This window comes from Mobiluncus porci, from assembly GCF_009695935.1.
In the GTDB taxonomy this organism is placed as follows: Bacteria; Actinomycetota; Actinomycetes; order Actinomycetales; family Actinomycetaceae; genus Mobiluncus; species Mobiluncus porci.
Map to the genome: position 1 here is coordinate 13,574 of NZ_VUMY01000012.1, position 23,708 is coordinate 37,281.

The window sequence follows — 23,708 nt, forward strand, 5'->3', positions numbered from 1 at the left end:
TCTCAGCCCCATTGCCCCACATAGAACTCAGCACTCGCGAGTGTCGAAGCCGCATTTTGGCGGATTTATGCCTTAAAGTTGCAATGTGCCTGGTGGAGGCGATAAACCGACCGGAACAGCGGGGAAGGAGCGCGCGTGATTAAATACCTCGGATCGAAGCGAACCCTCGTGCCTGTGCTGGCCGAAATCGCGGGACTGTCCGGGGCGACTACCGCGCTCGACATGTTCACCGGCACCACCCGTGTCGCGGGCGCTTTCAAGGACCAGGGCATTGTGACTGGCGCGAATGACGTGGCGACTTACGCGAAAGTCCTGGCAGACTGCTATATCGCCACTGACGCCCGCACTGTGGACTTCCGAGAACTCCGAGAAATCATCAAAGATCTCGCGGCGACCCCGCCGGCCCCGGGATATTTCACCGAAACTTTCTGTGTTGAATCCAGATTCTTCCAGCCCAAGAACGGCGCCCGCATTGACGCCATCCGCGACCGCATCGAGCATGAATTCGCCAACCATCCCTTGCGTCCGGTTTTGCTCACCTCGCTGATGGAGGCCGCCGATCGGGTCGATTCCACTACGGGTCAGCAAATGGCCTACCTGAAATCCTGGGCGCCCCGCGCCTACCACGACTTGGAACTTAGAACCCCCGAACTTCTGGATGGCACAGGCTGGACCTGGAATGCGGACGCGAATAGACTCGCCCGTGACCTCGCCAAACCCGATGCCCCGCAGTTTGACCTGGTTTATCTCGATCCTCCCTATAACCAGCATCGTTACTTCACGAACTACCACATTTGGGAAACCCTTATCCGCTGGGATAAACCCGAGTCCTACGGCGTGGCTCAGAAGCGCATTGATGCCCGGGATCCCGAGACGCATTCGGCCTATAACCGGCGCCGCGAGATGCCCCTGGCCCTTGCTGACCTCGTAAACACCGTACCCTGCGAGACGCTGGTGCTCTCCTACAACAACGAATCCTGGGTCGCTTTCGAGGAACTCTTCGACCTGGTTGCCGCCCGTTTCCCCTCCGCGACTGCGCTGGCCTTTGACTCGAAGCGCTATGTCGGAGCCCAGATTGGGGTCTATAACCCGGAAGGCCGACGTGTGAGCCAACCCACGCACCTTCGCAACCTCGAATATGTTTTCGTCGGCGGCGCTCCCGAGACGGTGACGAAAATCCGGAAGGCCTTTGCTGAACACCACCGCGACACTGCCGCCCTCGCTGCGACCGTAAACCCCGCCCCCGCGAGGACGTTTGGATAGACAAAAGGGTCAATTTCGAGTCAAACCTCAAACTCAGAAACACCCCTCGATGAGCACTAAACCGCAGGTGAAACGGGGATAGCTTCAATGACTATGAAAAATAGCTGAATGAATACGAAAAGAATCTGGTGTAGCCTTGATGCTATCACGCGGGGCGTCCCCGCCAGGATTCTCAAAGGAGAGAAGGTAAACGACAATGCATAAATTACAACGGTTCAAGCGATTCGCCATTGCGGGAGCGGCCTCTTTAGCTCTGCTGGGCTCCACCCTGGTGGCTCCGGCGCTCGCCCCCGCTGCGCAAGCCACGGAGGGTGGATACCTTGTCGGCACCGGCATGTACGACGTTACCGGCGCCGTGGCGGAAAACGGAGCCTTCGGCTACGCCTCGCACCAGGAAATGAAAGGCCTGCAACAGCGCCTCTACTCGCGAGCTTTCATCGTGGTTGACCAGGCCACCGGACAGCGTGCCGTGTATGTCAGCGTGGACACCGGTGGCGTATTCAATGCCGTGCGGATGAAGGTTTTAGAAAGACTTCAGGGACTCTATCGGGGACTCTACAACGGCAACAACGTCATGATTGGCATTACCCACTCCCACGTGGCGCCTGCCGGAACCTCCTCGGACAAACTCTATGAGATTGCTGCCGAAGACGAGAGCCTGCACGGATTTAGCCAGCAGGTCTTCGACATTACTGTGGACGGTATCGTGAACTCGATTGTGCGAGCCCACAATAACTTGGAGCCCGGGACTATCGAGGCGAAGCGAAGCCAGGTTCGGGGAATCACCCGCAACCGCTCCCTGGCGGCATACCTCAAGAACGACGACGTGGCTAAATACCAGGACACGACCGAAACCACCATGGACCAGCTCGAGTTCACCTCTGAAACCGGCGAGAAACTCGGAGTTTTCAACTGGTTCTCCACCCACGCGACTTCTTTCCCGATGCACTGGGATCTCTATTCCGGGGACACCAAGGGCTATGCGGAGTATCTCTATGAAGAAAAATTCGGCACCAACCCGAATCTCGAGAAAACCTTTGTTGCCGCTTTCCCGACTTCTGGAACCGGCGACATGGTTCCGGCCGCGGGGAATTCGTCTTCCCTCCCCGAGTTCCAGGGCACTCCCGATGACTACTACAACGTGGAAAAACACGGCCAGGAACAGTTCGATGCCTCCTGGCAACTGTTCAACCGACCAGGGCGGCAAGTTGCGGGTGCGGTTGACTCTCGCGGGCGCTACGTCCAGTTCAAGAACTACGTGGTGAACGCCAAATACACGGAAGGTGAGGGCGATAAGACGCTCTGTGTGCCGGCGCGCGGTTTCTCTTTCGCCGCTGGTGGGGAGAACGGCCCATCGGGGATTCCCGGTATCTATGAGGGCATGACTAAGGACACTTTCCGGGTTCGTGACGTGGTTAACAAAGTCGACCAATCCGATCTCGGTGGTCTGGTTCGTTTCGCTTTCGCGGCGATTTCAGTCACCGGTCAAGATCCTTGCCAGGCAGAGAAAATGGTGCTGTTGCCGGATGGGCAGTGGGGTTGGGCTTCAACCGTGGAGCCGGTGCAACTGCTTCGGATTGGCAATGTGGCGATTATTGGGGTTCCGACCGAGACCGGCACGATGGGAATTCGCCACCTTAGGGAGTCGGTGGAAAAGAAGCTGGCTCCGCTAGGAGTGGATACGGTGATTTTCTCCGGCGCTACCAATGACTATGCCGGCTATGTTTCCACCCGCGAAGAATACGCGGCCCAACACTACGAGGGCGCCTCCACCGAGTTCGGCCCCCACGAGCTCGGCGCGTTGCAACAGGAATTGGACAGGCTTGCCGAAGCCATGGTGAGCGGCACACCGGTTGCTGATGATGCGTTGCCGAATGTGTCAACCCGCTGGAAGACGAATCGTCCGGGGGTGGTTTTTGATGACAAACCCCCGAGCCAACAGTTCGGCCAGGTACTCACCCAGCCCTCGGCACAGTATCACCAAGGGCAAACCGCGCGGGCCGTTTTCCGCGGGGGGCACCCGAAGAACAACTTGCGAGTGGGAGGAACTTTCCTTCGGGTCCAGCGCCAACTGCCGGACGGAACCTGGGAAGACTACTTGACCGACCGTGATTGGGACACGTCCTATCGCTGGGAACGCGAGGGTGCGAGCTACTCTCGGACCACGGTGGAATGGCGGATTGGGGAAGAAGTTCCCGCAGGAACCTACCGCCTGGTGCAAGAAGGCGATTGGAAGAATGGCTGGACGCGGGCAGTGAGCCCCTACCAGGGCGTTTCTAACCCCTTCACCGTGAGCTAGGTGCTACTGGCGCCTCGCTAGCACTCGAAGTGACCCCGCTGGTCTCGGCCTGGCGGGGTCACGTCTTTGCCCAGGAGGCGTTGGCGTGGCGGGTCTGCGTTTGCATCTGCGTTTGAAGCGGGAGGGTTTTCGGGTTAAAGTTGAGTTGCGTTAATCCGGCCGCGGTTTCAGAATCAGTAAACGATTCAGCAAGGGCCCGCGGGAATCACCGGGGAGCATCGGAAAGAACGGCGGGAATCCGCTTATTAGAATCCGACGGGGAGCCCGAAATAGCCAAAAACGAGCGGCTCGCAAGCGCTGAGAATCCAGCAAAAGCGAGCAAGCGAGGTGGTACCGCGCGATACCCAATTGGGTAAAGCGTCCTCGTGTCAGTGACGATTGCGAGGATGAAATGAGCGAAACCAAGCGCGGGTTTTACCCCAAACATCGACCTACGTCGGTAGTATCCAGCCCAGATTTCCCGAAACAGGAAACCGAGACTTTGGCCTATTGGAAGGAAGACAACACCTTCCAGGCCTCCGTGGAGGGCCGTTCTAAGGGCCGTGACGGGGATAACGAATTCGTGTTCTATGACGGGCCGCCTTTCGCTAACGGCCTGCCCCACTATGGGCATCTGCTGACCGGCTACGTCAAAGACATTGTGGGGCGCTACCAAACCCAGCGCGGCAAGCGTGTCGAGCGGCGTTTCGGCTGGGACACCCACGGTTTGCCGGCCGAACTCGAGGCTGAGCGCATCCTCGGGATTGAAGACAAGGAACAAATCGAGGGCCCGAACGGCATGGGCATCGAAGCCTTCAACCAGGCCTGTCGCGACTCGGTCTTGAAATACACCAAGGAGTGGGAGGACTATGTTACCCGCCAGGCGCGTTGGGTTGATTTCGGAAACGACTACAAGACGCTCGACCCGACTTTCATGGAGTCGGTGATTTGGGCGTTCAAGACGCTTTATGACAAGGGGCTGATTTACGAGGGCTTCAAGGTGCTGCCGTATTGCTGGCATGACGGGACGCCCTTGTCGAACCATGAGTTGAAGATGGATGATGACATCTATCAAAACCGCACGGATCAGACGGTGACGGTCGGGTTGCGGCTCGTGGACACCGGCGAGTTGGCACTCATCTGGACGACGACACCGTGGACTTTGCCGTCCAACCTCGCCGTCGCGGTGGGTGAAGACATCGACTATGTCACGGTCGAGCCGGTGGAAGGCGATTTCGTCGGAGAAAAACTCATCTTGGCGGCGGCGCGCCTGGAGGCTTACTCCAAGGAACTCGGCGAAGGCGCGAAGGTCTCCCAGCCCTTCAAGGGCAAGGAGCTGGTTGGCAAACGCTATTGGCCGATTTTCGATTACTTCGAGGCTGCGAGAGAGGCCGGAATGGCCGACGGGAGCGCCGACCGCGCCGGCCACGTGGGGCCGGGGTCAAACGCCTGGTCGATTATTGCCGCCGATTTCGTTTCTACCGAGGACGGCACCGGCTTGGTTCACATGGCGCCGGCATTTGGTGAAGACGATATGAACGTGTGTCTGCCGAACAAGATTGGCATCGTCATGCCCGTTGATGGAGACGGGAACCTGACCGCGGAAGTGCCTGACTATGCCGGGAAGAACGTTTTCGAGGCGAATCGCTACATTATCGCCGATATGCGCGATATCACGGGGCCGATGGCCGCCCGCGACGAGTCCAAACGCGCGCGACTCGTGAAAGTCGCGTCCTATGAGCACTCCTATCCGCACTGTTGGAGGTGCCGGAAGCCGCTCATCTACAAGGCCGTGTCGTCTTGGTTCGTGAAAGTCACCGATTTTCGCGACCGGATGGTGGAGTTGAACCAGCAGATTACTTGGACTCCGGCCCACACGAAGGACGGGATTTTCGGAAACTGGCTCGCGGGGGCCCGCGACTGGTCTATTTCTCGTAACCGCTTCTGGGGGGCGCCGATTCCCGTGTGGAAGTCGGATAACCCCGAGTTTCCGCGCCTCGACGTCTATGGGTCTTTTGAGGAATTGGAGCGCGATTTCGGGGTGAAGGTCGATAACCTGCATCGGCCTTACATCGATGAACTCGTGCGCCCGAACCCAGATGACCCGAGTGGACGCTCGATGATGCGGCGCGTCCCGGAGGTGCTGGATTGCTGGTTTGAATCCGGGTCGATGCCCTATGCCCAGGTGCATTATCCTTTCGAGAACCGCGACTGGTTCGAGACGCATTACCCGGGGGATTTCATTGTGGAATACATCGGCCAGACCCGCGGGTGGTTCTACACTTTGCACGTCTTGGCGACAGCCCTGTTTGACCGCCCGGCCTTCACCAACTGTATCTCCCACGGGATTGTTTTGGGCGACGATGGGCGCAAGATGAGCAAATCTTTGCGGAATTACCCCGACGTCAACGAGGTTTTCGACAAATACGGTGCGGACGCGATGCGCTGGTTCTTGATGAGTTCTCCGGTCGTAAGCGGCGGTAACTTGATTGTGACCGACAAGGGCATCCACGACACCGTGCGGCAAATGTTGCTGCCGGTGTGGAATGCGTATTACTTCTTTACGCTCTATGCTGGAACCTCTAACCAGGGCGCGGGCTATGACGCGAAGCTTGTGGACGTGTTTGACCGGGCGACCATCGAAAAGCTCCCGATGATGGATCGCTATCTGCTTTCGGCGGCCCGAAAGCTATTCCACGAGATGCGCGAGGATCTGGATCATTTCCATATCCCGGAGGCTTGTGAACAGGTGAGGCTCTTCATGGAGCTCTTGAATAACTGGTATATCCGGATTTCACGGGAGCGTTTCTGGGACGAAGACAGCCAAGCCTTTGATGTGCTCTATACGGTTCTCGAGGCGCTCATGCGGGCGATTGCGCCGCTTCTGCCGCTAGTTGCCGAAGAGATTTGGCGCGGGCTCACCGGTGAGCGCTCCGTGCATTTGACGGATTATCCGGATTGGGATGCCGCCCCGCACGACAGCGAACTGGTGGAATCCATGAACGAGGTGCGCGATATTGTTTCGGCGGCTCACGCTTTGCGAAAGGCCGAGAAGCTCCGCGTGCGCCTGCCTTTGGCGCGCTTGAAGGTCGTCGCGGCCCATCCGGAAGCGCTCGCGCCTTATGCGGACTTGATTGCCTCGGAGGTTAACGTCAAGCAAGTTGAGGTCATCGGCATCGAGGGCTCAGGCTTGAAATCAACCCAAGAGCTCGCGCTCAACCCGAAGGCTTTTGACCCCGAGGTGCGCAAGCTCACTTCCGCGCTGTTCAAGGCGCAAAAAGCCGGTGAGTGGCACGTGGATGGGGATGCGGTAGTGTGCGAGCCGGTCTTAGTCGACGGTGCGCCGGTGCGTTTGACCGGGGAGCAATATTCGCTTACCACCAAGGTGGAGGCCGAGCCGGGAACGGCAGCGGACGTGCTTCCGAGCGGAACTTTCGTAGTTTTGGACACGGATGTCACTCCGGAGCTCGAAGCGGAAGGCTATGCCCGCGATGTGATTCGCGCGGTGCAAGATGCCCGCAAGAACGCCGGGCTCGACGTCGCCGATCGGATTGATTTGTCGCTGGGGGTTCCCGCTGATGGAATCGAAGCGGTGGGTCAGTTCCAAGAACTGATTGCCTCCGAGACGCTGTCGCTGTCGGTAAACGTCAACCCAGCCGCGGAATTGGCCATCGAGGTCAAGAAACACTAGAAAGGTGTAGGTTTGTTTCGCTACGCCATCTAGGGTCAGACCCTTCCGGCTGCATTCCCTTCGGTCATTATGCCGTAGAGGTCTGACCCGCTGACTACACTAGAATTCTCCGTCAAGAGACACTAGGTGTGGATTCGGGTGGCGGTCTTGGATCGCCACCCGAACGCTTAGACTTCGATGAGAGATTTTGTCAGGAGGGCGCGAACTAGCTCGCTGGTGGTGACGTTTTCTTTCTTTGCCTCCTCGGCAATGGCTCGTTTCATGGCGACAGGAATTTTTACGGATAAGACCGCGCTGCCTTCGGCGCTAAGAGAGCGCGACCCACCGATTGTCTCACGGAGGCCCTAGCGCACGGATTTTACGCGGGTAACGAGCAGCGCGCCCAAGACGGCGACGACGGCAGCGAAGACATAGAGCGCGGCATATCCGGCGGTGTAGTCGCTAAATGCCTTCACCAAGGGGGCGGCCAAAACCGGGGCGAGAGCCTGGGGGAGCGCAGCGGCAATATTGATGACTCCAAGATCGCGAGCAGCATCATTGGTCGGCGGTAACACCTGGGTCGTCAAAGCGAAGTCCACCGAAACGTAGATTCCGTAGCCGATGCCGAGCAAAATCGCTCCCACAATCGCGCCCGGCCAAGTTTGGAGTCCCGCCAAAACCGCAGCGGAGATTGCCATCACGATTCCCGAAGCTATCACGAGGGGCTTGCGCTGGCCCATTCTGTCCGAGGCCATGCCGGCAAGCAGAGTCGAAGCCACGGTGAAAAGCGCATAGAGCCCCGAGAGAATGAACACCCCAATCTCCGCGTCTTGGTATTTCACCGCATCCATCAGGTAGAACAGCAGGTAGAGAGTACAAAGCGCGTTGGAGAGGTTAATCAGGAAGCGGCTCGCCCAGGTCCAGGCGAAATCCGGGTATTTCTTTGGTGAAACCCAAAAGCGCTGCAGGAACGCCAAGAGATGAAAATCCCCGGGTTTACGGCGTAAAAACCGGTCGCGACTGGTGAAAAGATACGGCAGTACGAACGCCACCAAAAGTGCGGCACAAACCAAGTAGCCGGCGGTGATTCCGCTCACCGCCGCCGCGACGCCGGTTCCCGCGACCACGCCAACGGTTTGGCCAATCCCGAGCCAGCCGCCCATCTGGCCGCGGTACTCGATTTTGACCTGGTCATTGATCGTAGCTGTGATGGCGGCGTACATGGCGTTTAGGGACGCCTGGACCAGAGCCCAAGCCACTACCATCGCCCAGACGCTCCCTGCAAAAGCCAGTCCCACCAGCCCGAGAGCGCCGATAGCCGTCCCCCAAAACACCCAGGGGAGGCGCCTTCCGAAACGTGAGGTTGTCCGGTCCGACAGAGCTCCGAAAACCGGGTTGCCGATGGCGGAGACAAAAGCCCCCACGCCTGTCACCAGGGATAACACGTATTCCTTATGGTCGGGCGCGATCGCGGCCGCCTGGAGTCCGAGGAGAACTTGAATCGGCCCGAACCAGGCCGTGTAGACCCCGAGATTCGCCAGCGTCACTGAGAAACGCCATGTTTTCCGCGGTTTTTCTAAGGGCGCGTCGGCGGGAATTCGCGCCGTAAACCGCCCGCCACTGCGACCGTAGAAGCCCAACGGCTCTGATTCGAGGGACGATTCTGTACTCACGGGGCCACCGCCTTAACCATCCGGACGAGCTCGGAAAACCAGTGGAAAGAATCCTTGGGGAGACGTCGGCGGCTCGGGTCATCGAAGTCAACATATACCAGCCCGAAACGTTGGCCAATCCCATCGGCCCACTCCCAGTTATCCAGATAGGACCACACGTAGTATCCGCGCACGTCAACGCCTTTTGCGCACGCTGCGGACACGGCCAGCAGATGTCTAGCGAGATAGTCAATTCGTGCCGTGTCATGCACCGCACCTCCCACCACCTCATCGGGGAAGGACACCCCACCTTCGGTCACGACGAGCGGGGGAAGTTCCTGCCCGTACCGCGCCAACATATCCACCATGATTTCTGTCAAACCCTCGGGGTAGATCGCCCAGTCAAAGCCGGTGCGCTCTTTGGTCGGCAGGGATTCAATCAGGAAAGGAATCTCCGCGGGCATATCGTAAAGCCCCGCCCCGTCAACGTGCTTGCGAGGCTCCGTGGGAGGAGCTACCTCGGGGATGGGACTGCCGTCGGGGTTTATCCGCGAGCGCACCACGGCGGGCTCATAGTAGTTCACTCCGTAGAAATCCAGGGGCGCTTGGGCTCCCACGACCTCCGCGCGCATCTGGGCGGCAACCTCCGAACCGGCCTCGCTCTCTACCAAAGCGAGTAATTCTTCGGGATAGGCCCCGCGCAGCATCGCATCGGAGAAGAAGAGATTGTAGATGGCGTGATACAGCCCCGCCATCTGGATATCCATCGGATTGTTCGGGTCGCTCGGCATCACCGGACAGTGGTTTGTTGCCGTCCCAATCGACTTCGCGCCGGCTTCCCGCAGGGCCCTTACTGCCGCACCGTGGGCGAGATTGAGAGCGTGGCCCACCCCGAGCGCCTCGTAGCCCAGTGTTAGACCTGGAGCGTGGGTTCCGATAGCGTGGCCGAGCAGGGTGTGAACATTGGGTTCATTAATCGGAACCCAGTGAGTGACGCGGTCTCCAAAGAGTTCGAAGGCAGCTACACTGTATTCCACAAACCGCACCACCGTGTCTGGATTAAGCCATCCGCCCGCATCTTGGAGCGCCTGGGGCAAATCCCAGTGGTAGAGCGTCACCATCGGTCGGATTCCCGCCTCTACGAGCCCGTCGAAGATTCGGTTATAGAACTCCACACCTTGCGGATTCGGCCCACTTGCCAAGGTTCCATCCGGGAAAAGACGCGTCCAAGACAGCGACAGGCGGTAGTCTTTCAAGCCGGCTTCACTCATCAAGGCTATATCTTCTTGCCAGTGATGATAGTGGTCGGATGTCACGTCGCCGGTGGTGCCATCGATGATGGTTCCCGGGGTGTGGGCGAAAGTGTCCCAGATGCTCGAGCCGCGCCCTCCCTCGCCGGCACCCCCCTCAATCTGATAGGACGCCGTAGAGGTGCCGAAAACAAAACTTGCGGGAAAAGCCAACTTTGAGGCTAAATCTTGAACATCATTGTGGAAGTTAGTCATGGTTTAAGTATAAGAGATGAACTGGCTGGGGGCTAGTGTCGGGAGAACAAAACGCTGACAAATCCGGGGGCGATTTCCTCGAGAAAAGTCACATGAACGGCGGTTACATCGCGCAAAGCGATTTCGATTTAACGACTAAGTTTTCAAAAGGAAAGGGACAAAATGGCTCATTTTGATACGGCAATTATTGGTTGAGGCAAAAGCGGAAAGTCTCTGGTGCTGAAGCTGGCGGCCACTGGTCAGAAGGTTGTCTTGATTGAACGCTCCGCCAAGATGTATGGCGGGTCTTGCATCAACATTGCCTGCATCCCGACCAAGACCCTCATCACCAGCGCGCTGCGTCGTCACGAAGAGAACCCGGCCGCGGAGTATTTCCGCCAAGCCGTCAGGTGCCGCGACGAGTTTATTGCCAAATTGAACTCCGTCAACTATGGGATGCTAGAGGGAAAAATCACTTTGATCGATGGATTCGCCCGTTTCACCGCGCCCCACACTCTCGCAGTCACCCCGTCAGCGGGACGACCTAACGATGTCACCCTTGAGGGAGTCGACGGCGCAAAGGGCGAGGAATTTGGAATCACCGCGGACACGATAATTGTCAACACCGGCACGACTCCGGCAAAGCCGGAGATCCCCGGGATCGATCTCGAAGGAGTCTACGATTCCACTACCATCCAGCACGTCGATCCCCTCCCGCAGAGCCTGCTCATTGTTGGAGCCAGTTTCGTGGGCCTCGAATTCGCCGCCATGTTCTCCGGCTTCGGCTCGGAAGTGACGGTGGTGAACCGTTCGGAGAGATTCCTGCCGCGAGTGGATGAGGACGTGGCTGGCTTGGTCCAGGAAGTCATGGAATCACAGGGCGTGCGTTTCCTGATGGGGCAAGACACCAAGTCAATCACTCGGAAAGGGAGTGAACTCGCAGTTCAGGTCGGAGCGGACGAGGTCTTCGCGGATGCGGTATTGGTGGCTGCTGGTCGTACTCCTGCCACCGCCGGGCTCGGCCTCGAGGCTGCGGGGGTGGAACTGGATGACCGAGGATTCATCAAAGTGGATGAGAAACTCCGTACCAGCGTGGAGGGAATCTATGCGGTTGGAGACATCAACGGCGGGCCGCAGTTTACCTATATCTCCTTTGATGACAACCGCGTCTTGGAAAGCACCCTGCTCAAGAAAGGCAACCGCACGACTGCTGACCGCGTGGCGGTGCCGAACACGACTTTCCTCGACCCGCCGCTGGCAATGGTCGGTTTGACCGAGGCACAAGCCCGAGAAACCGGAAGGGAGATTCGCGTCCTCGCCAAGAAAATCGCGGAGATTCCGGTGATGCCACGGCCAAAGATTCTCGGCAAACCGCAGGGGATGGCGAAAGTCATTGTTGACGCCACGAGCGATGAAATTCTCGGCGCCGCGCTTTACTGCGTGGACTCCCAAGAACTCATTAACCTGGTGGCCCAAACCATGAGATTGGGAGGAACTTGGTCTAGTTTGCGCGACGGAATCTGGACCCACCCCGCTTCGACGGAGGTCTTTAACGGGCTCGTCTGAGTTGCCTGGTCCACCGCTAAGTTTGGGGAAATTTACCTGGATTTGATAAAACGGAAGGGTAAGGGGAGCCTGACTGGGTTTTTATAAAGAGAGTGAGAAGGCCCGGATTCCCTGAGAGATTCAGGCTGAAAACACGCGAAAGTGGCGGAAGAATGCGCAAAATGTTTATACTTTACGGCCCGCAAGGATCCGGGAAAACCACCTTTGTGCAAGAAAACCAGCTCGCGGAGTTCTCAGTCAGCGCCGACGAAATTCGGCGCCTCTTTTCCCGCTATATTCCCGCTACCGATGGCGGGCAGGTTTTGATTGCTGGAGAACACTTGCAGCGTCTGGCTCGCCGCATCGTTTCCGAACAGGCCGATAACCTCATGTTTTTGGGCTCACCCGTTATCATCGATGCGGTCAACGCCTCGGAACGGTCCCGCGCGGGGTGGCATGCCTTGGCTGATTCTCACGGCTACGACGTCCTCGCAGTGGATTTTACCCAGGTCAGCCGTGAGGAACTCATTTCTCGAAACGACAGGCGCGGCGGGGATAAAATCCCCGACATTGAGTCATTCTTGGACCGTTTCGCTTCTGTACCTCCGCCGCAAACCATCACTCCATCTCAGATGTTGGATTGTTTCAAAACTTTCCAGATTGACCTCGGGAATCGTCCGGTGGTGGTTGTGGGTGACGTCCAGTCTTGTGGGGAGGCCTTGGGGAAGGCCGTGGAGGAGCTGGGGACTCCCGACACGAAGTGGGTCTTTGTCGGCGATCTCTTTGACCGCGGACCCGACGCCGGAAAAGTGTGGCGCTTGCTCAAAACCCTTGACGCCGTGGTTGTGACCGGAAACCACGAGAAGTCCTTGTTGAATGCGCTAAAGGGTCGCGGCACCAAAACCGCCACCGATGTCACTATGAAACAGCTCCTCACCGCCGGAGCGACCCGCCCCCAGCTAGAAGACTGGTATCGATCGACAGTGCCTTTCTATGACTTCAAGACCGCGGGTAAAGAATTTTTTGTCTCCCACGGTGGGGTTCTGCCCTCCACAATTCGTGAGATTCGCGAAACCGGACGCTGTGACTTGCCCGATGATTACTTTATTTTTGGGGTGGGGACCAGAGCAAACACCTATCGGCGTCGCTATGAGTTCCGGAATTTCGAGGAGATGGGGGATTCGGAGTTGGTACAGCTTCACGGACACCGCAACGAGGGACGGGAGAATTTCGTCCTGCCCGGGGTGATTGACCTGGAATCAGGGGTCGAAAAGGACGGCTGGCTGTCGGTTTATGCTATCGACGGGACGAGCGGCCAAGGAGAAATCCGCAAATATCGCGAGAGGGCATCTTGAGTCTTGCGCCTAACTCATACTTTTTTTGAATTTATTGCCTTATAAGGCAATAAATTCAAAAAAAGTAGTTTTTATGTCGACAACAACTCAAAAATTAGCTCGGTTGAGTCTGGAAATCCGAGGGAGTGAGAGTTCCTTCGCGGAGAGCGGCGAAAAAGCCCTCAATTTTGTCGGGATCCAAAAGCACCGTGGATCCCACCCCGTGGCCGGGATTGTAGCCCAGCGAAGAAATCGGGGGTACCCCCTGGAGCCCGTCGGAGGAGGCCTGGCGCATCGCCAAAACCAACTTTGCGATGTCTAATGCTTTCATATCTCGGTCCACCGTTAGAGCACTCGAACCGGCGTCGGCCAGCGCCACCTGCTTCGGCGGAGACAGGATGACATCGGGGCTGAGGGACTTGCGGAGGACCTGGGAAATCACCAGGCGCTGGCGGTCGGTGCGGCCGATGTCGCCGCGTGGATCAGCGTAGCGCATCCGCGAAAACAGCAGCGCGGCGTTGCCATCAACGTCATGGCAACCGGCCTCCCAGCCGAAACCGGTCATCCGGTCGTGGAAAGTCTGGTCCCAGCAGAGATTAATACCACCCAAACCGTCTACAATCTCGGAAACACCGCTCATGCCGACTTGCACGTAGTGATCCACCGTGAGACCCGTCAGTCCCTCCACACTCTGGACTAGAAGCGTGGGGCCGCCCCAAGAGAAGGCTGCGTTTAATTTCGCGGCTCCTTTGCCGGGAATCTGGGTGTAGGTGTCGCGGGGGAGCGACACCACTGCGGCTTTCCCGTTTGCGGCTTGGTGAACCAGAATAATCGAATCCGATCGCTGGCCCTCGGTGCCATCATTTACGAGGCCCTCGCGGGAATCGGAACCGGCAATAAGCCAAGTGGTTCCCGGGGTGTTGGCTGCGCCGCTGAGGGCATCAACCCGTCCGATTTGGTTATCGACCCTGGCCACCAAGAACAGTCCCCAAAACACAATGACCAGCGCTGCGACCAGGATGACGAACAGCAAAATCAGGAAAAATCGGCGTACCGGATGACGGGTTCGAATCCGCCCAAGCTTGGCGGGGGGAATCGAGGGGTTTACTTCTTGGGGGTGCGCCGGTGGGGTGGTGTTCTGGTGGGGAGAATACGCCGGTGGGGTGGCGCTTTGGTGAGGGTACGTCGGCGGGAGGGAGGCCTCTGGTGAGGAGCCGCCAACCGGCGTCACCGGCAGGTACTTGGTCTCACCGGCGGGCCTTTGCTGAGCATTCCCAACGGTGATAGCCGTTTTTGCCCCCGGGCGTGCCCCCTCGGCCTCGCGTGGCGAAGCAGAAGCAGGAGGAAAAGACGGGGGCAAACCCATTAGCCAACGCTCCCGTTTCTAGTTGGCAGATTGCTCGAGGTGCTGTTGGAGCCGTTCAATTCTCCGGTGGAACCGCTGCCCACGTTGCCGACGCTATCGGGATTCGCCGTATTGGTAGTTTCCGGAGTCGGCTCAACCTTGTTGCCGTCTAAATCCTGGTACGGGAAAGTCGTCGGAATCGGTTCATCAAGTCGCAGGGCATCAAACAGTTCAGAGGCATTGTCCGCCACTGCCACTCGAGCTGGATCGGGGGCGTATTCCTCGAAGGGGAGGGTGTAGAACCGGATATGGGAAGGCTCCAATTTGGAAAGGGAGAGCGCAAGCCCGCCGATGTTCGTGGCTGAACCAAAGGTCTGGGAAGTTGTCAAAGACTTCATTCCGGCTTTCAAAAAGGCATAGAGAGAAGGCAAATCCGTGAGAAAGTTGCGGCTCTTGGCTTCTTTCATCATGGCGCCAATGAGCTGTTGCTGACGTCCGATGCGAGAAATATCTGAGCCATCGCCGAGACTCTTGCGGGCGCGAGCGTAGGCCAAGGCCTGAGTGGGGTCAAGGTTTTGGCAGCCCGCATCGAGATAGAGTCCGGCGGTAACATCCTTTACCGGTTCATCGAAACACATCGGCACCCCGCCGAGTGCCGCCACCATGTCTTGGAATCCATCAAAGTCCACCACCACGAACTCGTCGATGTAAATCCCCGTAAGGTCTTCAACCGTTTTCAGGGTGCAGGCGGTGGCGGGAGCAACATACTTGTCCTCGCTCAAAAGAGCGAAAACGGAGTTGAACTGGATTTTTCCCCGAGAAGCGGGCTCGTCAGTGCCGTTTTGACGGGTGCATTCGGGGCGATCCACCATCAGGTCTCGAGGAATCGACATGACTTCAATGCGTTTACGGTCGGCGCTGATATGGGCCAGGAGCGTCGTATCAGCGCGCATTCCGGTGACGAGTTGACCGGTTTCGTCGTATTCCTTTTTCGCGCGATAATCCGAACCGATGACGAGAATATTGAGATCTCGATTAGCAAAACTGTCTTCGGGATTCTTCGGTTTTTCCTGGTGTTTTCCTCCGAGCAGGGCAGAAATGTCGGTCTTATTTGTCCAAGACGACACGTCTGCGATCACCAAGGAAGCAAAAGATACTCCGAAAACTGCGAGAAAAACCACGATTGTGGCGATAATCCTCCCGGCGCGGTGGCGGCGAGGTAGACTCGCTGCGTGGCTGGCGAGAGGATGTCGGTTCATAATCACTTCGTCATTGTAAACTTATTGAGTGCCAATTGCCGGTTGGGGTGACCTGACACGGCGCATTTGCTGAATTTTTTTAGCCCACAAGTAGGGGAACGGAGACGGATAGCCCATGACTGAAAGCGCTGCCCCTCCCCAGATTCGCGTGGTGACGGTGTCTTATCAATCTTCCGATGGGGTGCGGCAGTTGCTGGAGAGTCTGCGCGGGGCTACGAATCGCCCTTTGCAAGCCGTAGTGGTTGATAACGCGGAGGCTCCAGACGTAGCGTTACAAAAGATTTGTGAGAAACACGGCGCGGACTACATTTCTAGACCCGATAACCCCGGATTCGGGGTGTCTTCTAATCTGGGGGCGCGAGGGGCGGAGCCTTGGGTGGTGATGGCGAATCCGGATTTACAGTTCACGCCCGCTTCCCTGGACGCGCTGATTGACGCGGCCGAGACTCATCCTCAGGCGGCGATAGTGGGGCCGGCGCTGGTTGACGGCAGCGGAAATCGCTATCCGACGGGACGTTCCTTCCCCTATTTTTCAATCGGTATCGGCCACGCACTCTTCGCCCGGATTTGGCCGGAGAATCCCTGGACAGCACGCTATTGGGGGAGTGCCTGGAGAGGACAAGGAGACACAGAAGTGGACTGGCTTTCCGGGGCCTGCCTCGTGGTGCGGCGCGAGGACTGGGAAGCGATGGGCGGTTTCGATGAGCGCTTCTTTATGTATTTTGAGGACGCCGACTTGGGGCTGAAAGCGCGGCGGAAACTCGGGAAGACTTCGCTTCTGGTCGCAGGTGTCGAGGTGATTCATCAACAAGGTGCCTCCACGGGAAACCTCACCGCCGGCACCGCCGCCCCCGCTGGCACCTCCGCCTCCGCTGGCTCCAAACTGAATACCCGCGTCCTGCGGGCTCACCACGAATCCGCTTCTCTATTCCTCCGCCATCTCTATCCCCAACCCCACTGGCGACCCATCCTTGCCCTCATCAACCTCGGCCTGCAACTCCGCCTCTACCTGCTCCTTCGCCATAACTAGAACGTCCCTCTCGGTTTTTTATGTGCTTCGGAGCCGCTTGGGTCTCGGCGTGGTAGTTCGTGCTTGCGTAGCACTCGTGCGCGGGTTACGTAACGTGACCACTCAGTAGGGCTCAAGGAGCGGTAATGCGAAACCCGCAGCGGGACTGAAGGGTGAGAAACTGCTACACAGTAGCAGTTTCGAGGGGATACTTCCCCTTCCGTCCCGCTAGGGTTCGCGTCCGCTCCGAAGAGCCCGACCAAAAGAACCACCAGTGCCTCACCCAAGTGCACGTCGAGCACAATGCCGAGCGGTTGTCCCCAAGAGGCTCAGAAACCCACTAACAGAACAGAAAACCTACCGCGCAGAGGTGACGTCCAAGGAAGCTAGTCTTCGGAGGGCTTTTCGGGGTTGGCAAGGGCGACCTGACGGGTGAGCTCGGTGAGGCGAGCCTGGACGGCGATATTGTAACGCCACTGGACGAGCCAAGTCGCCAATACCACCACCACCAGCGCATAGAGCAGCAAATCAGTCCCGCGCCCAACCCCGAGAAACCGCGCCACGGCGGAAATCACCGGCGGATAGATAATGGCAATCGCGGCACCGATTGCAAACAGGAGGGCGAGGATTCGGCGCATCGCCAAGTTGCGAGCTCCCTTGAGCCGCGAGACATAGATGAGCCCGAAAACCACCGCCAAAAGCAGGACGATTTTAATCCCCAGATGCGATGCCTCCGCCCAGCTCACTGCGGGAACAGGCACTAAGATCCCGAAAACATTCCCCGAAACCAAAGCCATCAGCGCACCCCCATAATCAAATCGGCGACGATATTAATTGAGTTCCATAGAGACTGGCCCTTAGCGCGCGAATAATCCGTGTAGCGAATATTGACTGGTGCTTCGGCCCAAGGAAGTCCGGAACGTCCGAGTTGGGCCACAATCTCCGAGGCGTGCGCCATCCGGTTTTGCTGTAAATGCAGGGTTGAGGCGGCGCGGCGAGAGAGTAGCCGCAAACCATTATGGGCATCGGTCAACCGCATCCGCGTAGTTTTCGCGGTGGCCCAAGCCGCGGTTTTCAAGACCACGCGTTTGGCGAGGCCCATCTCTTGATGAGTGGACAAGAAACGCGAGCCAAAGACGATATCGAGACCTTCCGTTCGTGCCTTTTCCCACATGGCTTCCACATCGGCAGTGGAATGTTGACCATCGGAGTCAAAGGTCGCCAGGTATGGCAGGTCGCTGGCTTGCAGAAAAAAGGAGATTCCGGTTTGCAGCGCCGCGCCTTGGCCAAGGTTTATGGCGTGACGCAGGACGGTGGCTCCGGCTTCGTGGGCGAGTTGAGCGGAATCATCGGTAGAACCATCATCAATTGCGATGACATTTGGAAACGTCTGGAGGGCATTTTTAATGACCTCTTTCACCACCGAGCCTTCATTATAAATCGGCACGATAAGAGCAACTTCTTCTCCGGCCCTACGTGTTTTCTCGGTTTCGTTCACGTCTCTCATTGTGTCATGACGGCAACTCATTTTAGAAACACGGCGTGCCATGCCTAGACAGCAAACCTCAAATCAGGTATGTTACTAATGTTAACATTGTTAAAATTGAATGCTAAACATAACCAAACACAACCTCGCTGGTGGGAATACCAGAGCATAGGTTGCGATTGGTGGAAAAATCGGGAAAGCTTATTTCCGGATGTTTAGGAGGAAACATGGGAAAGAATCACCTTGGGGGAGCCAACTTCTGGACCGGAGCGCTCGCAACCGTTGCCGCCATTAGCTTGTGGGGAGGTGTCCCTGCGATTGGAGCGGTTCCGTCGACAATGATGAACCAGTCGGGGAGTGACACCCTGAGCTCGGATTTTCGCGAGGTCGAGACTTTGCCGAATCTTCCGGAAACGACCCTGAACGAAAAAATCAGAGAATTCAGCGCGGCTTCACCTCTTTCTGCCCAAGATGAAAACGGTCGCACTTTGACCCAAAAATTCACCTCGGGCCTCGCGACTCCGGACCAGACGGTGAAGCTCACTGCCACCGCAGAGATTGATTCCGTAGTGGCTTTGGTGGCCGCGAAATGGCCGGCCTCGGGTCCCCAACCGCTAGCAGTTCTCGGGCGCACCTTGAAAGGCGGCGCTTGGACCGATTGGGAAACCGTTGGCGAAGAGTTTGAAACCAGCGCGGATGGCCAGACCAAAGCCACTGAAGCTTGGATTGTGGTGAATGCGGCTAAAGTCGAGATCGCCTTGGTGATGTCGGATTCGACCGCCAACATCCAACCGCAACTGGAGGTGATTGACCCCGGCACTCGCGTGGAAGACAACAAATTTGCGCTTCCGGAAACGGGCTCGACTCTAGCGGGACCGGTTCCGGCTCAAGCCGGTGGGAAAGATGGGGGAACTCCGAACAACGATCCTTCCACGGACGATTCCGGTCAACAAGTGCAGCCGCAGCCCCCCGCCAATGCTTGGACTAATGTTCCCGCAACGGATGGGCCCGTAGAATTGCTGACCCGCGATGCTTGGGGAGCCGATCCGAGCTGGCGAACCTGGACCCCACGAGCCGGAAAAGTGCAGGCGGCGGTGGTTCACCACACTGCTAGCCAAAATGATTATTCCGCAGAAGCGGTGCCGGGAATCTTGCGCGCCATTTATCGCTACCACGCGCTGAGCCTCAAATGGGGAGATATCGGCTACAACGTTTTGGTCGATAACTACGGGCGTGCCTGGCAGGGGCGCGACGGCGACTTTTGGTCTTATAACACGATTGGAGCACATGCTTCGGGTGTGAACCAATCGACTTTCGGAATCTCCGTCCTTGGCAACTACTCCAATTTTAGGCCCTCCGATGCGGCTGTTGCCACGGTCGCCAAGGTGATTACCTACAAGCTTCCGGTCGGAATGGATCCGTTTAATATGTCAACTCCGGTGACCAAGGCGAATGGAACCGTGATTCATGTTCCGGTCGTTTCCGGTCACCGCGATGTGGGCGCGACTGCTTGCCCCGGTCAGGCCTTCTATGACTATCTTCCGACAGTGCGGAAGCTGGTGGCGGATTACATCGCGGTTCCGTGGTACACCGTGAAAGAACCCAACTATGTAACTGCTGAGCGAGAACAGACTGCCGGTGGTATCCCGTTGCAACTGGCTGGAGCCAACCGGATTGATACCTCTATCGAGATTGCTAAACATGCCTTCCCGAGTGGAACAAACACAGTCTATTTAGCCCGTTCTGATAACACCGCGGACGCGCTGGCTGGAGGAGCCTTGACTGACGGTCCGATTGTGCTGGTGAACTCGGGTCAAGATACTGTTTACAAAGTAAAGTCCTATATCGCATCAACCGGTGCAAAGCGCGTGGTCGCCTTGGGTGGTTACGGAGCGGTAAACGAATCCACCCTGCGGGCGGTTGCCGGATCAGCTTCGACCTCACGTCTTGCCGGTGGAAATCGCGCGGAAACTGCCGCCCAAATCGCAGTGCAGGTGACGCAAACCAATCCCGGAATGAGTGCGGTTTACCTTGCGGAGCAAAGCAAGGGAGTCGATGCCTTAGCTGCTGGTTCACTGATTGATGGGCCAGTGCTGCTGGTGCCGAGTTCCGGCAAGCTGCCGGCTGCGGTGAGCTCCGCTATTCGCAAGATTGCCCCATCGACTGTGATTGCCTTGGGTGGAACCGGCGCGGTTTCGGATGAAATCTTGAATCAAGCCGCGGCGGGTCGTTCCTCCAGTCGGATTGCTGGAGCCGACCGTTATGGGACGGCGCGCGCCATCAGCCAATACCGTTATCCGGAGGGGGCCGCTAGGGTCTATCTGGCTTCCGGCTCCAATCCGGTTGATGCCGTGGCTGGTGGGGTCTTGACCGACGGCCCGATTCTGTTGTTGCCGAACTCGGCTGGCGCGACTCTGGACGGCAACGCGGGCGGAGAAATCAATCGTCTCGGAGCCAAGTTTGTTACCTCGCTGGGTGGGGATGCGGCCGTGGCTATGACCCAAGTTCACCAGGCGGTGGTCTATTCACTGATGTAAATGTCAACACACGTGGCGGGGTGCGACTTAGGTCGCTCCTCCCACTGCTTTTAAGTGACTAAGATAGGTCGTGGCGTTATTCGAGGACCCGACCGGGTTGCGCAATTCGAGAGGAAAATATGACCCGCATAGTCGATACTGCCCAAGTTTCCCCAGACGCAACGGTTGGCGAGGGCTGTTCCATATGGGACTATGCCCAGGTTCGCGAGGGGGCGCGGCTGGGCGAAAACTGTATTCTCGGGCGCGGAGCCTACATTGATGCGGGCGTTCGGGTGGGAGACAACTGCAAGATCCAAAACTATGCCTTGGTTTATGAACCCGCCGAGTTGGAAGACGGGGTGTTCATTGGCCCGGCGGCGGTTTTAACCAACGACGAGTGGCCGCGCGCGGTCAACCCTGACGGTTCCCTAAAATCTGCCTCGGACTGGGACGCGGTGGGAGTGACCGTGAAACGCGGCGCGGCGATTGGGGCGCGCGCCGTGTGCGTAGCGCCTTGCGTTGTCGGTCAGTGGGCCACGGTTGGGTCCGGCGCGGTCGTGACACGCGACGTGCCGGACTTTGCATTAATGGTAGGCGTGCCAGCAAAGCGAATTGGCTGGGTGGGGCGTGCCGGGGTGCGTCTAGAGGCTGTGGAAGGTGAGCCCAACAAATGGCGCTGCCCGATGACCGGCGAAACTTACACGGAAACAAACGAAACTTTGACGTTAGACGAAAATAACTGACTGTGGAAGACCCACATAACGGAAGGAACACGATGAGTAAAGATTTTATCCCCGCAGCCAAGCCGATTATTGGAGTTGAAGAACGCCGCGCGGTGGACGAGGTATTACAGACTGGGATGCTTGCTCAGGGCTCGGTCGTGGCCGATTTTGAATCCGAGTTTTCGGGCTTGCTCGGTGGCGGGAGACCGACCGTGGCGGTGAATTCGGGGACATCTGCGCTGTTGTGCGGCTTGTTGGCCGCCGGAATCGGGTCTGGCGACGAAGTCATCGTGCCTTCCTTCACCTTTGCTGCCACCGCCAACTCGGTGGCTTTGACCGGCGCGACGCCGGTTTTTGCAGACATCGAAGGCGATTACTTCTGTTTGGATCCGAACGCCGTGGAAGCGGCGATTACCCCGAAAACCAAGGGGATTTTGCCGGTACACCTTTACGGACACCCCGCGAATATGACTGCTTTGGGAGAGATCGCCGTGAAGCACGACTTGAAGATTTTTGAAGACGCCTGCCAGGCGCACGGCGCAACCTGGAATGGGGCTCAGGTCGGGACTTTCGGGACTTTCGGGGCATTTTCGCTTTACCCGACCAAGAACATGACCTCCGGTGAAGGTGGGATGATTACCTGTGAGACTGACGAGCTCGCGCGGGTGGCTCGCCTTTTCCGCAACCAGGGCATGGAAAAGCAATACCAAAACGAGGTCGTGGGCTTTAATCTGCGCATGACAAATATCCACGCCGCGATTGGGCGCGAGCAGTTAAAGAAGGTTGGGGGCTGGACCAAGCGGCGCCAAGAGAACGCGGCTTTCTTGAGTGCGAACCTCAAGGGCGTAAAGGTGCCACCAATCGCACCGGAGGCGACCCATGTCTTCCACCAGTACACGATTCGGGTTCCGGAGGATCGCGATGGTTTCGTGGCGGCGCTGAAGGACGAATACCAGGTCGGTTCCGGGGTTTATTACCCGATTCCAAACCACCGCTTGCCGTCGCTGACACATTTCGCGCCGGGCCTCGATTTGCCGGCTACCGAAGCGGCGGCCCGCGAGGTGATTTCCCTGCCGGTGCATCCGTCGCTGGACCAGGAGGACTTGGAGCGGATTGTTGAAGCCGTGAATAGACTCGCAGGAGCTGGTGCGTAAACATGGAAGACATTAAAGTTGGTGTAATCGGCATCGGAAGTATGGGGCGCCACCACGTCCGTAACGTGCGAGAAACCCCTGGCGAGACCCTCGTGGCTCTAGCGGATCCGGCGGGAGACAAGTTCGGGGTGGCGGGGGACATGGAAGTTCTGCCTGACGTTGAGGCGCTGATCGCGGCGGGAATAGAAGCGGCCATTGTTGCCGTGCCTACCGAATTCCACAAGGATATTGCTTTGCAGCTAGCCGCCGCAGGTGTACATGCGCTCATTGAAAAACCCCTGGCTAGCACCCTCGAGGACGGCGAAGCCATCGTCGCGGCCTACCGCGACGCGAATCTTATCGGAGCCACCGGCTATGTGGAACGGTGCAATCCGGCGCTTATGGAGCTCTCGAAACGAGTACAGGCCGGAGATCTCGGAGAAATTTTCCAAATCGCTACCCGACGCCAAGGGCCCTTCCCCATTCGGATTGCTGACGTCGGGGTCATTAAAGACCTCGCAACCCACGACGTGGACTTAACCGCGTGGATTGCCGGCTCGCATTACCAGGAGATAGCCGCGCGCACCGCCCGCAAGTCCGGGCGCCCCAATGAAGACCTCGTGGTGGCGACAGGGGTGTTGGAAAACGGGGTGTTGGTCAACCATATCGTCAACTGGTTCAGCCCCTACAAAGAGCGCGTGACGACAGTGACCGGCGAGAAAGGCGCCTTGGTGGCTGACACCATGAACTCGACTTTGACTTTCTACGAAAACGGCACCAAAGTCGTCGAATGGGATCAAGTCGCGAACGTGCGCGGGGTTAGCGTCGGGGAGGTCCGCCAATATGCTCTTGACCAGCGTGAACCGCTTCGGGTGGAGCACGAGAACTTCGTGGCTGCGATCAACGGCGATGTCTCGCGAATCGTCCCTATTGCTGAGGCGTTAGAGACGCTGAGAGTGCTTGATGCCATGCTCGAATCCGCGGCTTGCGGCAAAACAGTGAAACTCTAAAT

17 protein-coding genes are annotated in these 23,708 nt (G+C 57.8%); 10 read left to right on the plus strand and 7 right to left on the minus strand.

The window, feature by feature from the left end:
- Positions 1-135 precede the first annotated feature (135 nt).
- The 3 genes from FYJ63_RS07265 to ileS all read left to right on the plus strand — a co-directional run bounded on the left by FYJ63_RS07265 (position 136) and on the right by ileS (position 7,232).
- Positions 136-1,263 carry a DNA adenine methylase gene (locus FYJ63_RS07265; protein WP_277028622.1) on the plus strand — a complete coding sequence of 376 codons (1,128 nt, stop codon included), beginning with the start codon at positions 136-138 and terminating at the stop codon, positions 1,261-1,263.
- Positions 1,264-1,459: 196 nt separating this feature from the next.
- Positions 1,460-3,562, plus strand: coding sequence for a neutral/alkaline non-lysosomal ceramidase N-terminal domain-containing protein (locus FYJ63_RS07270; protein ID WP_154545259.1), 2,103 nt, complete (start codon positions 1,460-1,462; stop codon positions 3,560-3,562).
- Between the two features lie 391 nt (positions 3,563-3,953).
- Complete coding sequence (gene ileS / locus FYJ63_RS07275) at positions 3,954-7,232, plus strand: isoleucine--tRNA ligase (protein WP_154545261.1); 3,279 nt, start codon at positions 3,954-3,956, stop codon at positions 7,230-7,232.
- A 167-nt stretch (positions 7,233-7,399) separates the two neighbouring features.
- Here ileS and FYJ63_RS11210 read toward each other — a convergent pair whose 3' ends face one another.
- From FYJ63_RS11210 to FYJ63_RS07290, 3 genes are read right to left on the minus strand one after another with little or no spacing between them, the layout of a single operon-like run.
- Positions 7,400-7,561, minus strand: a complete 162-nt coding sequence (locus FYJ63_RS11210) for a ribbon-helix-helix protein, CopG family (RefSeq protein WP_338106878.1) — start codon at positions 7,559-7,561, stop codon at positions 7,400-7,402.
- 15 nt (positions 7,562-7,576) lie between these two features.
- Positions 7,577-8,884, minus strand: coding sequence for an MFS transporter (locus FYJ63_RS07285; protein ID WP_338106870.1), 1,308 nt, complete (start codon positions 8,882-8,884; stop codon positions 7,577-7,579).
- The gene (locus tag FYJ63_RS07290; protein WP_154545263.1) at positions 8,881-10,368 is read right to left on the minus strand and encodes a glycoside hydrolase family 1 protein; all 1,488 of its coding nucleotides are present in this window, start codon (positions 10,366-10,368) and stop codon (positions 8,881-8,883) included. Before FYJ63_RS07290 ends, FYJ63_RS07285 begins: the two co-directional genes overlap by 4 nt.
- Before the next feature lie 216 nt (positions 10,369-10,584).
- Here FYJ63_RS07290 and FYJ63_RS07295 point away from each other — a divergent pair, with 216 nt between their 5' ends.
- Both FYJ63_RS07295 and FYJ63_RS07300 read left to right on the plus strand, forming a co-directional pair.
- The gene (locus FYJ63_RS07295) at positions 10,585-11,913 is read left to right on the plus strand and encodes a dihydrolipoyl dehydrogenase family protein (protein ID WP_338106871.1); all 1,329 of its coding nucleotides are present in this window, start codon (positions 10,585-10,587) and stop codon (positions 11,911-11,913) included.
- Between the two features lie 161 nt (positions 11,914-12,074).
- A complete protein-coding gene (locus FYJ63_RS07300; protein ID WP_229770054.1) occupies positions 12,075-13,247 on the plus strand; it encodes an AAA family ATPase in 1,173 nt (390 codons plus the stop codon).
- 94 nt (positions 13,248-13,341) lie between these two features.
- On the opposite strand, the gene FYJ63_RS07305 is transcribed toward FYJ63_RS07300, so the two are convergent.
- Together FYJ63_RS07305 and FYJ63_RS07310 are read right to left on the minus strand one after the other, a co-directional pair.
- On the minus strand, positions 13,342-14,592 hold the full coding sequence (locus tag FYJ63_RS07305) for an LCP family protein (protein WP_154545267.1): 1,251 nt from the start codon (positions 14,590-14,592) through the stop codon (positions 13,342-13,344).
- The gene (locus FYJ63_RS07310) at positions 14,592-15,836 is read right to left on the minus strand and encodes an LCP family protein (RefSeq protein ID WP_420846021.1); all 1,245 of its coding nucleotides are present in this window, start codon (positions 15,834-15,836) and stop codon (positions 14,592-14,594) included. The genes FYJ63_RS07305 and FYJ63_RS07310 overlap by 1 nt, the downstream gene beginning before the upstream one ends.
- A 109-nt stretch (positions 15,837-15,945) precedes the next feature.
- Between FYJ63_RS07310 and FYJ63_RS07315 the strand changes: the two genes are divergently transcribed.
- The gene (locus FYJ63_RS07315) at positions 15,946-16,860 is read left to right on the plus strand and encodes a glycosyltransferase family 2 protein (protein WP_154545269.1); all 915 of its coding nucleotides are present in this window, start codon (positions 15,946-15,948) and stop codon (positions 16,858-16,860) included.
- 365 nt (positions 16,861-17,225) lie between these two features.
- Here FYJ63_RS07315 and FYJ63_RS07320 read toward each other — a convergent pair whose 3' ends face one another.
- Both FYJ63_RS07320 and FYJ63_RS07325 read right to left on the minus strand, forming a co-directional pair.
- The gene (locus tag FYJ63_RS07320; protein WP_154545271.1) at positions 17,226-17,636 is read right to left on the minus strand and encodes a DUF2304 domain-containing protein; all 411 of its coding nucleotides are present in this window, start codon (positions 17,634-17,636) and stop codon (positions 17,226-17,228) included.
- A complete protein-coding gene (locus FYJ63_RS07325; RefSeq protein ID WP_277028605.1) occupies positions 17,636-18,337 on the minus strand; it encodes a glycosyltransferase family 2 protein in 702 nt (233 codons plus the stop codon). Before FYJ63_RS07325 ends, FYJ63_RS07320 begins: the two co-directional genes overlap by 1 nt.
- A gap of 215 nt (positions 18,338-18,552) precedes the next feature.
- Between FYJ63_RS07325 and FYJ63_RS07330 the strand changes: the two genes are divergently transcribed.
- The 4 genes from FYJ63_RS07330 to FYJ63_RS07345 all read left to right on the plus strand — a co-directional run bounded on the left by FYJ63_RS07330 (position 18,553) and on the right by FYJ63_RS07345 (position 23,706).
- Entirely contained in the window at positions 18,553-20,862 is a 2,310-nt protein-coding gene (locus FYJ63_RS07330) for a cell wall-binding repeat-containing protein (RefSeq protein ID WP_154545275.1), read from the plus strand.
- A gap of 119 nt (positions 20,863-20,981) precedes the next feature.
- Positions 20,982-21,584: an acyltransferase gene (locus tag FYJ63_RS07335; protein ID WP_154545277.1), complete on the plus strand. Its 603-nt coding sequence runs from the start codon at positions 20,982-20,984 to the stop codon at positions 21,582-21,584.
- A 32-nt stretch (positions 21,585-21,616) separates the two neighbouring features.
- Positions 21,617-22,717 carry a DegT/DnrJ/EryC1/StrS family aminotransferase gene (locus FYJ63_RS07340; RefSeq protein WP_154545279.1) on the plus strand — a complete coding sequence of 367 codons (1,101 nt, stop codon included), beginning with the start codon at positions 21,617-21,619 and terminating at the stop codon, positions 22,715-22,717.
- A 2-nt stretch (positions 22,718-22,719) separates the two neighbouring features.
- Complete coding sequence (locus FYJ63_RS07345) at positions 22,720-23,706, plus strand: Gfo/Idh/MocA family protein (RefSeq protein ID WP_154545281.1); 987 nt, start codon at positions 22,720-22,722, stop codon at positions 23,704-23,706.
- Positions 23,707-23,708: the final 2 nt, after the last annotated feature.